11 protein-coding genes are annotated in these 12,752 nt (G+C 31.4%); 4 read left to right on the top strand and 7 right to left on the bottom strand.

Going from position 1 to position 12,752, the window contains the following annotated elements:
• Nucleotides 1-114: 114 nt before the first annotated feature.
• Nucleotides 115-1,233 (bottom strand): DNA polymerase III subunit beta, encoded by a 1,119-nt coding sequence (dnaN, locus tag ACEWL1_RS10540; RefSeq protein ID WP_409233269.1) that lies wholly within the window; start codon nucleotides 1,231-1,233, stop codon nucleotides 115-117.
• Between the two features lie 497 nt (nucleotides 1,234-1,730).
• Here dnaN and ACEWL1_RS10535 point away from each other — a divergent pair, with 497 nt between their 5' ends.
• The 4 genes from ACEWL1_RS10535 (at nucleotide 1,731) to ACEWL1_RS10520 (ending at nucleotide 7,035) form a co-directional block, all read left to right on the top strand.
• On the top strand, nucleotides 1,731-4,262 hold the full coding sequence (locus tag ACEWL1_RS10535) for a PIG-L family deacetylase (RefSeq protein WP_409233268.1): 2,532 nt from the start codon (nucleotides 1,731-1,733) through the stop codon (nucleotides 4,260-4,262).
• A 289-nt stretch (nucleotides 4,263-4,551) separates the two neighbouring features.
• A complete protein-coding gene (locus ACEWL1_RS10530) occupies nucleotides 4,552-6,222 on the top strand; it encodes a sodium:solute symporter (RefSeq protein ID WP_409233267.1) in 1,671 nt (556 codons plus the stop codon).
• A gap of 152 nt (nucleotides 6,223-6,374) precedes the next feature.
• Nucleotides 6,375-6,845, top strand: coding sequence for a hypothetical protein (locus ACEWL1_RS10525; RefSeq protein ID WP_409233266.1), 471 nt, complete (start codon nucleotides 6,375-6,377; stop codon nucleotides 6,843-6,845).
• Nucleotides 6,835-7,035, top strand: coding sequence for a helix-turn-helix transcriptional regulator (locus tag ACEWL1_RS10520; protein ID WP_409233265.1), 201 nt, complete (start codon nucleotides 6,835-6,837; stop codon nucleotides 7,033-7,035). Before ACEWL1_RS10525 ends, ACEWL1_RS10520 begins: the two co-directional genes overlap by 11 nt.
• A gap of 25 nt (nucleotides 7,036-7,060) precedes the next feature.
• On the opposite strand, the gene ACEWL1_RS10515 is transcribed toward ACEWL1_RS10520, so the two are convergent.
• The 6 genes from ACEWL1_RS10515 to ACEWL1_RS10490 all read right to left on the bottom strand — a co-directional run bounded on the left by ACEWL1_RS10515 (nucleotide 7,061) and on the right by ACEWL1_RS10490 (nucleotide 12,640).
• Nucleotides 7,061-8,263 (bottom strand): MFS transporter, encoded by a 1,203-nt coding sequence (locus tag ACEWL1_RS10515; RefSeq protein ID WP_409233264.1) that lies wholly within the window; start codon nucleotides 8,261-8,263, stop codon nucleotides 7,061-7,063.
• Nucleotides 8,260-9,378 carry a hypothetical protein gene (locus ACEWL1_RS10510; protein WP_409233263.1) on the bottom strand — a complete coding sequence of 373 codons (1,119 nt, stop codon included), beginning with the start codon at nucleotides 9,376-9,378 and terminating at the stop codon, nucleotides 8,260-8,262. The genes ACEWL1_RS10515 and ACEWL1_RS10510 overlap by 4 nt, the downstream gene beginning before the upstream one ends.
• Nucleotides 9,379-9,382: 4 nt before the next feature.
• Complete coding sequence (locus tag ACEWL1_RS10505; RefSeq protein WP_409233262.1) at nucleotides 9,383-10,252, bottom strand: phosphatase PAP2 family protein; 870 nt, start codon at nucleotides 10,250-10,252, stop codon at nucleotides 9,383-9,385.
• Nucleotides 10,253-10,258: 6 nt separating this feature from the next.
• Complete coding sequence (locus ACEWL1_RS10500) at nucleotides 10,259-11,146, bottom strand: dienelactone hydrolase family protein (RefSeq protein ID WP_409233261.1); 888 nt, start codon at nucleotides 11,144-11,146, stop codon at nucleotides 10,259-10,261.
• A gap of 21 nt (nucleotides 11,147-11,167) precedes the next feature.
• Nucleotides 11,168-11,386: a DUF1059 domain-containing protein gene (locus ACEWL1_RS10495; protein WP_409233260.1), complete on the bottom strand. Its 219-nt coding sequence runs from the start codon at nucleotides 11,384-11,386 to the stop codon at nucleotides 11,168-11,170.
• A 63-nt stretch (nucleotides 11,387-11,449) separates the two neighbouring features.
• A complete protein-coding gene (locus ACEWL1_RS10490) occupies nucleotides 11,450-12,640 on the bottom strand; it encodes a paraquat-inducible protein A (RefSeq protein ID WP_409233259.1) in 1,191 nt (396 codons plus the stop codon).
• Nucleotides 12,641-12,752 lie beyond the last annotated feature (112 nt).

The following is a 12,752-nucleotide window of genomic DNA, read 5'->3' as shown; positions in this document are numbered from 1 at the left end:
TGTGGTTTTAAATAGTATTAGTGAGATTGCCACTCCCGAGTAATCGGGATCGCAATGACAGTCTTGATTCTTGTGTCTAAAAGTCTATAAATCTAAGATTCTAACAATCTAAAATTAACTATTCAACATCACTGGCATCACCAACATGGTTACTTGTTCTCCTTCGTCTGTTCCGTCAATTGGTGTTAAGATTCCGGCTCTGTTTGGTAAAGACATTTCTATCAACACATCGTTTGCATTTAAGTTGTTTAACATTTCGCTTAAAAAACGTGAGTTAAATCCTATTTGCATGTCGTCTCCTTGATAATCACAAGACAAACGCTCAATAGCTTTATTTGCGTAATCTAAATCTTCTGCAGAAATGTTTAATTCTGTTCCTGCCATTTTCAATCTAATTTGATGTGTTGTTTTGCTAGAGAAAATAGACACACGCTTTACAGAGTTTAAAAATGATGCTCTATCAACTGTTAATTTATTTGGGTTTTCCTTCGGGATAACCGCCTCGTAATTTGGATATTTTCCGTCGATTAAACGACAAACCAACACAAAATTGTCAAAGGTAAACTTTGCGTTAGAGCTGTTGTATTCTATAGAAACATCGCTTTCAGAACCATTTAAAATTCCTTTTAATAAGTTCAACGGTTTTTTTGGCATAATGAATTCTGCACTTTCATTTGCAGTAACATCAGTACGCGTGTATTTTACTAATTTGTGAGCATCAGTTGCAACAAATGTTAAACTTTCTGGACTAAACTGAAAGAACACTCCACTCATTACCGGACGTAAATCATCGTTTCCAGCAGCAAAAATTGTTTTAGAAATTGCGTTTGCTAAAATAGCAGACGGAATTACAGTGGTACTTGGAGCAGATAATGAAACAGCCTTCGGAAATTCTTCTCCGCTAAAAAATGCCATGTCGTACTTTCCTTGATCAGAGCTAATTTCAATGGCGCTTTCTCCTTCAGTTTTAAACGTTAAAGGCTGGTCTGGAAATGTTTTTAACGTGTCTAATAACAAACGCGCAGAAACTGCAATAGAACCTTTAGAGTCAGATTCTACTTCTACAACAGCACTCATGGTTGTTTCTAAATCTGATGCAGAAATTTTTAATTCGTTTTTTGATAATTCAAATAAGAAATTATCTAAAATGGGTAATGTATTATTGCTATTAATTACGCCTCCAAGTACTTGAAGTTGCTTTAATAATTGCGAGCTTGATACTATAAATTTCATTGATTTTGTTTTTTTAGGTAAAGACTAAAAAGTCAAACACTTCACACTCAGTTTTTCAAAAAAGATATGAACTACAAATATATTCTAAATAAGTGATTTTAAAAATATTTTTATCAACAGTTTTTAAGATCAATACAAACAGTTAAGACAAAAGAAAAGAGACCGCTTGATGGTTAGATTTTAGAACTTTGTTTTTATAATTTTCTGATGAATGTTTCTCGTTTAGTTACAATCAAGTCTTGTTTCTTGTCTCTTGTAACGAAGTGTTCCTTTTTCTTTAGATATAAGATGATAAATTCAAACAAAAAACATCCATAAAAGAAACGTTATAATTATGTTAATGCTTTTTTTATGAACTCTTACTAAAACATATAAATACTATATTTGTTTTGATTATTTTTTAGCTGAACAACTAATTTAGTGTCTCCTTGAACAGAGTCGAGAGGTTTTTTTAGGTCTCGACTGTACTCGACCAGACATTTTTTATACATTATACTATGAAGAAAAGAATTTTAATTCTATTCCCTTTTTTGTTTTTGTTTCTATCACTTCAAGCTCAAAAACCACAAAAATTATCTTCTAATCAGATTTACGAAAAAATCCAAAAATTAAACTTTTTAGGTTCGGCCTTATATATTGCTGCACATCCAGATGATGAAAACACTCGATTAATTTCGTATTTGGCAAATCATGAAAAAGCAAGAACAGCATATTTGTCTTTAACTCGTGGCGATGGCGGTCAGAATTTAATCGGTCCAGAAATTAGAGAATTGTTGGGTTTAATAAGAACACAAGAATTATTAGCAGCAAGAAAAATTGATGGCGGCGAACAATTATTTACAAGAGCCAATGACTTTGGATATTCTAAACATCCAAAAGAAACGTTAGAGTTTTGGGAAAAAGACAAAGTATTGAGCGATGTAGTTTGGGCAATTAGAACTTTTAAGCCAGATGTAATTATCAACAGATTTAATCATAGAACTCCAGGAACAACACACGGTCATCACACAACTTCTGCACTTTTAAGTGTCGAAGCTTTTGATTTAGCAAACGATGCAACTAAATACTCAAGTCAATTAAAATACACCGAAACCTGGCAACCCAAACGCTTGTTTTATAATACAGGACGCTTTTTCTTTAATAGCGATGCAGAATTTAAAAAAGCAACCGAAGGAAAATTAACAGGATTTGATGTGGGTACTTATTATCCGTTAAAAGGGTTGTCTAATAACGAAGTTGCGGCATTGGCAAGCAGCCAACATTTATGTCAAGGTTTTGGGAGATTAACAACACGTGGAAGTCAATTAGAATATGTTGAGTTTTTAAAAGGCGATAAACCAAAAGATGTTTCTGATATTTTTTCGGGTATCAATACCACTTGGAATCGGATCAAAGGCGGCGGAGAAATTGGTGCAATTTTATATGATGTAGAAAAGAATTTCGATTTCTCGAATCCGTCGAAACATTTACCAGCATTATTAAAAGCGTATGATAAAATTCAAATGTTGGAAGATTCGCATTGGAGAAAAATCAAAAACAAACAGATTAAAGAAATTATTGAAGCTGCTGCTGGATTGTATTTAGAAGTTTCTGCAACCAATTCGAGCACAACGCCAAACGGAGAAGTTACCTTAAAAATTGAAGTATTAAACAGAAGCGATATCACAACATTTTTTGATAGTTATAGCTTTATAGAAAACGGAGTTACAACAGTTAAATCGGCAGAAAAGCAATTAAAAAATAATGTTCGTGTAAATATTACAGATAAAATTCAATTAAAAAACAAACCGTATTCAGACCCGTATTGGTTGCAAAATAAAGGAACTTTAGGAATGTATGCTGTTGACAATCAATTGCAAATTGGAAAACCAGAATCAGATAGCCCATTGCAAGTTGAATTCAATTTAAATATTTGGGAACATACTATTTCATTTACAAAAGATGTAGTGTACAGATATTCTAGAAGTGATGTTGGCGAAATTTACGAACCATTTGAAGTATTACCAAAAGTAACTACAAAACTGAATAATAAAGTCATTATTTTTTCTGATGATACACCACAAAAAGTTGAGGTTTCAGTAAGAGCAGGAACAAAAAATGTACGTGGTTTTGTCAGTTTAGAAACACCAGCAAATTGGACAATTTCTCCGAAACAAATTCCGTTTTCTATCGCTCAAAAAGGCGATAATGTAACGGTAGATTTTATGGTAACTCCACCGGCAAATCAATCGGAAGGAATTTTAAAAAGTATTGCAACTATTGATGGTGAAACGTTTACCAAAGAATTGATAGAAATTAATTACAATCACATTCCGAAGCAATCTGTATTATTGAATTCTGAAGCAAAAATTGTTCGATTAAATATTCAGAAAAACGGAAGCTATATCGGTTATATTGCTGGCGCTGGAGATGCAATTCCAGAAAGTTTACGTCAAATAGGTTATAACGTAATTACAATTGACCCAACAGAAATTAATGATGAAAATTTACATAAGTTTGATGCTGTTGTTCTTGGAATTAGAGCCTATAACACAGTTGATGCTTTAAAATTTAAACAAAAATTCTTGTTAGATTATGTAGAAAAAGGAGGAAACATGATTGTGCAATACAATACTAGTGGAAGAAGCGGAATTGATGTTGGAGCACCTTATCACTTAAAAATTTCTAGAGATCGAGTTACCGATGAAACTGCTGAAGTTAGAATGTTGGCGAAAAAGCATTCGCTATTAAATTTTCCAAATAAAATAGAAGCGTCAGATTTTGATGGTTGGGTGCAAGAACGCGGTTTGTATTTTCCGAATTCTTGGGGAAAAGAGTTTACACCGATTTTATCTATGAATGATAAAGGAGAACCAGCAAGAAACGGAAGTTTATTGGTCGCAAAACACGGAAAAGGACATTATATCTACACAGGATTAAGTTTCTTTAGAGAATTGCCAGCTGGCGTTTCTGGAGCGTATAAAATCTTTGCAAATATGTTGTCTATTGGAAAAGAGAATATAAAAAAAGAAGAAAAAATTAAAGAATAATTAGAATGTCCGTTCGAGTGATTTTTTTTAGATTGAGCGTAGTCGAAATCGAAAAAATTGTATCGAGAACATTTTAAACAAAAAGATGTCTCGATACTAATTTGATTTTCCTTTCGGACATCAAATTCACACGATATGGCAATTTTAATATAACATAAAGAATAGAAATTATGGAAACCGAAAAACGTCCTTGGAAAAAAATATACAGCGTTGTGTTGATTGCCAATTTTATATATATCATTCTATTTTATTTTATCACCACATATTTTTCAAATTAAGCACATAAATTATGGAATTATTAGATTGGATTGTACTGTCTGCTACCTTATCATTTATTGTGATTTTTGGTGCTTATAAAACAAGGAAAAATACGAGTGTACAAGATTATATCAAGGGTGGAAATGATACAAAATGGTGGACAATTGGTTTGTCGGTTATGGCAACACAAGCAAGTGCGATTACTTTTTTATCAACCCCAGGACAAGCATTTCATAGTGGAATGGGATTTGTGCAATTTTACTTCGGATTGCCAATTGCTATGGTAATTATTTGTTTGGTTTTTATTCCGATTTATCATCGATTAAAAGTCTATACAGCCTACGAATATTTAGAAGGACGCTTCGATTTAAAAACAAGAACCTTAGCCGCTATTTTATTTTTAATTCAACGTGGCTTGGCAGCCGGAATTACCATTTTTGCCCCTGCAATTATTTTATCTGCTGTGTTGGGTTGGGATTTGGTTTCGTTAAATATTATCATCGGAGTTTTGGTAATTATTTACACAGTTTCTGGCGGAACAAAAGCAGTAAATGTTACTCAGAAACAACAAATGGTGATTATCTTTTTCGGAATGTTGGTTGCTTTTTTTATGATTGTTGACAAGCTTCCTGAAGATATTTCATTTACAAAAGCGCTGGATATTGCTGGTGCAAGCGGAAAAATGGAAGTGCTCGATTTTTCGTTTGATTTATCAAATAGATATACTGTTTGGACAGGTTTTTTAGGCGGAACTTTTTTAATGCTTTCTTATTTCGGAACAGATCAAAGTCAAGTTCAACGATATTTATCAGGAAAATCTGTACGTGAAAGTCAGTTAGGTTTGTTATTTAACGGATTGTTAAAAGTTCCAATGCAATTTTTTATTCTGTTAGTTGGAGTGATGGTTTTTGTTTTTTATCAATTCAATGCTGCTCCCTTAAACTTTAACCCAACTGCTAGTGAAGCAGTGATGAATTCTGAATTTGCTGCTGAATATAAAGGATTGGAAGACCAATATAAACAAATCGAAGCCGATAAAAAAGCACTTGTTTTAAATGGTGTTCAGGCAAGTGATAAAGCCGCAATTAAAGCTTTAGAAATTAAAAGTGTAGAATTAAAAGAACAAGCAAAAGTAGTTATTAGTAAAGCGGATGACTCTGTTGAAACGAATGATAAAGATTACGTGTTTATTCACTTTATCTTAAATAATTTACCTCGAGGATTAATTGGCCTATTATTAGCAGTTATTTTGTCCGCAGCAATGTCATCAACAGCATCAGAATTAAATGCGTTGGCAAGTACAACAGCCATCGATTTATACAAACGAAATGTAAAAGAAGACAAATCAGAAGAACATTATGTGAAAATGTCGAAATGGTTTACGCTAGGTTGGGGAATTCTCGCCATTTTAGTTGCCTGTGTTGCCAATTTGTTTGATAATTTAATTCAGTTGGTAAATATTATCGGTTCTATTTTCTATGGAAATGTGCTTGGAATTTTCTTGTTAGCCTTCTTTATCAAATTTGTGAAAGGAAATGCCGTATTTATTGCTGCCTTAATTACACAGGTAATAATTATTGCTGTATTCTTATTAGATTGGTTGCCATATTTATGGCTAAACTTGTTGGGTTGCGCATTGGTAATGGGAATTGCAATTCTTTTACAAACTACTATCAAAAGAAAAGTTGAGTTGGTAAATTGAAAATATTTTATAACCTTAAAAGATTAGGCAGTAACTCAGTTTCTGTCTTTTTTTATGACTTAAAGTAACTTTTATATTACATAAAGTAAAGTAAACTATACTTTTTGTAATATTTTTATTACATTTGTCTCATAATATTAAAATCAGAAAATATGAAGACAAATTATTTATTACCAAACAAATACAAAAAGTTAGGTTGGATTTTATTCATCTTAGGTATTTTAGGTGGACTTTTTATTATTGCTACAGATTTTGAACCGACAGAAATTTTAAAAATAAAAGTGCTATCAATCTATGATGACCCAATTTTTAAGGACCCTTCATTTTTTAAGATTATTGAAAATGGTTTTTTTGATGAATTGGTTTCAATATTCATCATTGTCGGTGGTTTTCTAATTGGTTTTACCAAAGAGAAAATTGAAGATGAATTTATTTATAAATTGAGAAAAGACTCGTTAGTTTGGGCATTGTTTGTAAATTATAGCATTTTATTTATTGCAATTTTATTTGTGTATGATACGAGTTTCTTACATATATTATTTTTTAATATGTTTACACCATTGTTGTTTTTTGTCATCCGTTTTAGTGTGTTAAAATCAAAATATTTGCATCATGAAGAATAGATTAAAAGTACAAAGAGCAATTCACGAATTAACGCAGGCTGATTTAGCTGATAAAATTGGAGTCACAAGACAATCAATCAATGCAATAGAAAAAGGAAAATACGTTCCGTCTACAGTGTTGGCGTTGAAAATTGCAAAACTGTTTAATGAACCGGTAGAAAATATATTTACATTAGAAGATGATGATTAATACAAACAGCAGAAAGGTTGTTTTTTTATTCCGTCATTCTAAACTTAATGACAAAAGAAGATAGAATTGTAATCATTCCGATGGAAATAATGGCGTATTCAATTCCCCAAACATCAGCAATAATTCCTGATACAATAGCGCCAATTGCGTATCCTAAATCTCGCCATAAACGAAATACGCCAATACTTTCTGCTCGTTGTGTTGGAGTAGTAGTTGCTGCAATTGCTGATAAAAATGTTGGATACACCAACGCAGTTCCTAATCCTAAAATAGCTGCAATAAAAACCAAACTTAAAAAGTTGGTTGTGTACACGATTGAAGTAATTGCAATTCCTTGCAATAACATTCCCCAAAACAACATGTTCTTTTTAGAATACACATCAGACATTTTCCCTGTGAATAATTGTCCAATTCCCCAAACAGAAGGATAAACCGCAGCAATAATTCCAATACTTTTGGTGTCGAATTGCAAACTGATTAATAAAATGGGTAATAAACCCCAAATCATTCCGTCATTTAAGTTATTTACCAAACCAGCTTGCGTAATTGCGCTTAAATTTTTATTCTTAAAAGTGGTTTCTAAAAAGACGTTTTCTAACTTTTTTGTGGTGTCGATTTTTTGTTCTTGATTTACAAATTTTCGTGTGTCTTTTACAAACAAAATCGACAGTAATAATCCAACAATAGAAATTCCAATTCCGATATAAAATGGATATGGAGTTATGCCGTATTTCTGCGCCACAATTCCGGTTAAAAAAGCCACAACCCCGACTGCAAAATAACCAGCAAATTCGTTAATTCCCATTGCCAAACCTCTGTCTTTTTCTCCAACTAAATCAATCTTCATAACAACAGTGCTACTCCAAGTTAAACCTTGATTGATTCCTAATAAAATATTGGCGAAAATTACCCAATTCCAATGTGTAGCATTCATCAAAATAAAAGGAATGGGAATTGCAAAAAACCAACCTAAAATCAACAAGTTTTTTCGACCGTATTTGTTGGCTAATTTTCCTGTAAAATAATTGGTAATTGCTTTTGTAATTCCGAATGCAATAATAAAAGACAGCATTGCAGTTTTAGAAGCGATGCCAAATTCGAGTTCGGCAAATTTTGGAAAAATAGTACGTTCTAAACCAACCATTCCGCCAACAAAAGCATTTACAATTACCAAAATTGTAAACTGAACCCAATTTTCTTTTAAGCCAAGTGTTGGTTTTATATTCATAAAGCTTTTTCGAAAATTCGATATTTCTTATATACTTCGTGATTCATGCGTTCCATCACTGCGCGCATTTTTATATTATCTTCCATAATTAAATGGCTGTCCATTACAGTTAAATTTCCTTTTCTGGCTGAATCAAATAGCGAAACTGCCATTAAAGCATCTAAGCCAGAATTTTGAATATTTTGCTTTACACAACCCAACAACATATCTAGTTGTGTAGATGTTTTTAACGCTTTTAAAATATGCAAAAAACCGAAAGGTAAAATTCTTCCGTTTGCTTTTTTAAAACCCTCGCTTATGTTTGGCATTGCTACAACAAAGGCAACAACTTCATCATTTTTATCTTTTACCAATTTGATATAATTCGGATTTAATAATGGTAAAAACCTGTTCGAAAACTCTGTTGCTTCTCTATCATCTAAAGGAGCAAAGCCGTAAATATCTGTGTATGTTTCGTTGATTAAATTAAAGACCGTTTTAACGTATGGTTTTATTTCTTTTGATTTTGTAAACGCTACAATTTTAAAACCTCTAGCTGTTGCGCGTTCTGCAATTCTGATATAAATGTCTGCTGTTTTTTCTTCAAGCTGAACTCGATATTGAAACAAATCTAGTTTCTTTTTAAACCCGTTTCTTTCAGTATGTGGAATCATGTAGTCAAAACTACAATTTGTAACCATAACAGTCATAGGGTCATCAAAACCTTTTAATAAAAAACCTTGTGGATCTTTATCAGAAAAACCTAATGGACCAACAATGTTTTCCATATTTTTTTCTTTCCCCCAAAGTTCAATTGCTTCAATTAGTTTATCAAAAACTTCAGCATCATCATAACATTCTAAATAGCAAAAACGAGCATTCTTTTCATTGTTTCCTTTGTTGTAAACATGATTGATAATCCCCATGATTCGCCCAACAACTTCCCCGTTTTTAAATGCTAAATACATAATGGTGTCGCAGTGTTCAAAAGAATGATTTTTCTTTTTATCAAACACTTTAAATTCATCTGTTACTAACGGTGGCAACCATTCTTTATGATTTTTATGAATTTTATAAGGTAGTTTTATAAAAGTTCTTAAATCTTTATAGTTTTCTACTTCTCTAAGATGAATCATAAAATTATTTTGAAAAAATTTTCTTTTTGAATTGATAATGATACACAAAATCTGCAACATATAAGATGAATGGCGCAATTAAAAGTCCGAATATTGCATCAACTGCATAATGCGCTTTGATGTAAACAGTTGATAGAATTAAAAGGAAAGTTATTGGCAAACAAATTTTAAAAAACAACGGCATTGTTTTTCTAGCCAATAGTAAAATAACTACTGTTACACCTACATGAGAACTTGGAAAAGCTCCAGTTGGTTGTTCTGCACTAGCTTGAATTGCATGCATTATTTTTTGAAAAATATAACCGTTTGTTGGAACTGTTCTTTCTGGTACATCGAAATAAAATTGTGGGCCTGCAGAAGGGAAAAGAGCAAAAATAAAATAGAAAAATAACAATGAAAAAGTAACTTTAAACACATTTTCTAAAAAAAAAGTTTTCCTTTTAAATAAAATGGAAAAAATAAAGCCAATAATGATACAATAAAATGAAAAATATCCAAAATACATGAGTTCTGAAAACCATGAACTAGAATAATATTCATAAAATTTGATACTTGGCTGAAAACCAAAAAGCCATTGATCAATTTCTATAAAAATGGAATCTAAATTATTAAAAAACAATTTATTATAATGTACAGTTTCTGTATAAAAATATCCAGCAAATATTACTGGATAGATATTTCTAAAAAGATTAAATAGAGAAAATTTTACAATCGGATTTAAAAAAATAAAACCCAAACTCAATGTAAAAACAATTCCTCTTACAATTAATAATTCAATAACATTTTCTGTTTGATTCCAAGAGCAAATTAATAAAATGGTTGTAACTAAAAGAAATCCTAAAAAAAGGAAATCGATTTTAAGAAATCTTTTCATAAATACTTAACTCAGCTTTTCTTTAAAAAAATCAATCGTTCTTTTCCATGATAAATATGCTGCTGGTCTGTCAAATCTTGGCGTTGTATTGTTATGGAAACCATGATTTACATTTGGATAAAAATGTGCTTGATGTTCAATATTATTTGCTTTTAACACCTTCTCATAAGCTTCCCAACCTGCATTTACTCTTTTATCTAAACCTGCATATTGTAGTAATAAAGGTGCTTTTACTTTTGCTGCATCTTCATCATTTGGTTGTCTTCCGTAATATGGTACTGCAGCAGCTAAATCAGGAATTTTAACAGCCATCATGTTCGAAATCCATCCGCCAAAACAAAACCCAACAACTCCAATTTTTCCGTTACAATCTTTATGATTTTTTAAATATTCAAATGCTGCAATAAAATCTTCTAACATTTCATTTTGATTGCGTTTGCGTTGCATAGTTCTTCCATCATCATCATTTCCTGGATAACCACCAAGCGGACTTAAAGCATCTGGAGCTAACGAAATAAAACCATCAACAGCAGTTCTACGACCAACATCTTCAATATATGGATTTAATCCACGATTTTCGTGAACAACTACAACTCCGGGTAATTTCTTAGAAACATTTTTTGGAGTTGATAACAATCCTTTTATAGTTCCGCCACCTTTTGGAGAATTGTAATTGATGTAATCAGAATCTATGCGTTCATCATCAGAATTTACAGTACTTGTGTCTTTGTAATTTGGCGACATAAAACTTAGTAAAGACGGAACGGTAATTCCTGCTACTGCGTACAATCCTAATTTTTCTATAAAACCTCTTCTGTCGATTTTATTATGAGCATAATCGTCATATAAATCAAAAACTTCTGGAGAAATGTCTTCTTTGGTTAGTTTTTTCATGATGTGCTTGTTTTTAAAATTTTACAACGCTTCAAATTCTTTTTGACGTTCAGAAAACCATTGTTGCATCGCTTCTGGAGATTGCATTAACTCTTGCATTTTTCCCATGGCTTGCAGATGTGCAACGTCTTGTTTTTGAAACATTTCCATTCCGTGTTGTTTGCTTAATTCTGCAATTTCTTTAAAAGTAGTTGCAGAGAAAGCTACATCACAAGCGCCACCTAATTGTTTACAAGTCATTGTTTTCATCATCAAAAAGATTAATTAAAAACTAAAAATAGTTAAAATGTATGACTTTCTCTATTAAATGTTTTTTAGAGTAGCTTTATTTTGATGTAGTTTGTGAGAAATGGCAATGCTTAACAATACAAAAGCCGTAAAAGAAAAGAATCCGAAGAGAACGCTAGAATTGTTTGTTGTTAAAATGTCTGCAGATTCAGTAAACGATTCTAATTGATTTAGTTGATCGGTAACAATTCCTTCAAAACCAATATACGCCATAATGATTGCAATTACAAAAACGTCTGCCATTGACCATTTACCCGTTTTAAAAATGAAAAACCGAATGATTTTATGCTCTTTTAATTTTTGACTACTTAAAAATAAGATTGAAGAAATTAATTTTGTGATTGGAAACAACACACTAAACAAAAAGATTAATGTTCCAACTGCAATTAAATCAAATTTACGTTGTGCCATCATTAATGTTACCACTTCGTAAATACTTTTACTTTTGTAGAACAACACTTGATTTTTAAAAATAATAGTTTCATTTAAAAACGAAAAACTAATTTCAGAAATACGAGCATCAATTTCAATCATTGGTAATGTAACTCCCAAAAACAGTAAAAGAAAGCTAAAAAAGATAGTTATTAAATATGCTAATTTCGAAAAATTTTTAGCGAAGAAAAGCAGTAAAACAAATCCGAAAAAAGCGATTATTAAAACAACCTTGTAAATTTTTGATGCCTTGTTTTTAGTGGTGATTTTTTCTTGTAAAATAGCAGCTGTGTTTTCGCTAGTTGTACCTTCGTGTTTTTTGATGATTGTATTTACTTTCGAGTAATCTGTTCTCGAAAAAGAATTATTTGTGTACTTTTTTAAGAGTAAAACAATATATTCTTTAATTCCGTCTTTATTATTTTTAACATCTAAAAATGCCATTACTTTTTCGGTAAGCGCAGGAATATCATCTCTAATTCCGTCAAAAGCAGAAGCATATAGTGTTTTTTTTACGGAAGCAAAAAGTCCACCAGCATTTTTCTTTTCTACCGTCTTTTCATAATCATCAATCAAAGTTTTTAATAAACCAGAAACGTTTTTCTTCATTTCTTCGTCATCAGCATCATCATTTTCAAAATCTTTAAGTTTAACAACAATAATGTCTGCCAATAAGTTTTCCCAAGTATCAACATTTAATAAACCATATTGAACGCCAGAAAGTTCAATTAAATCATTTTTATGTTGTGCCTGAATTTGCTCACTTTTATACATTTTAAAGGATGCAAAAATTGCAACTAAAAACAATATGCCGAGAAAAAATGTTTTAGACTGATTCATTATTAAAAGAAGTATTTAGGTATTAATAAAACGACGAAAAGTTAAC

It is taken from the genome of Polaribacter gochangensis (genome assembly GCF_046224025.1).
Classification (GTDB): domain Bacteria; phylum Bacteroidota; class Bacteroidia; order Flavobacteriales; family Flavobacteriaceae; genus Polaribacter; species Polaribacter gochangensis.
The sequence above is the reverse complement of the archived record's forward strand: the minus strand, read 5'-3'. Positions and strand labels throughout refer to the sequence as shown.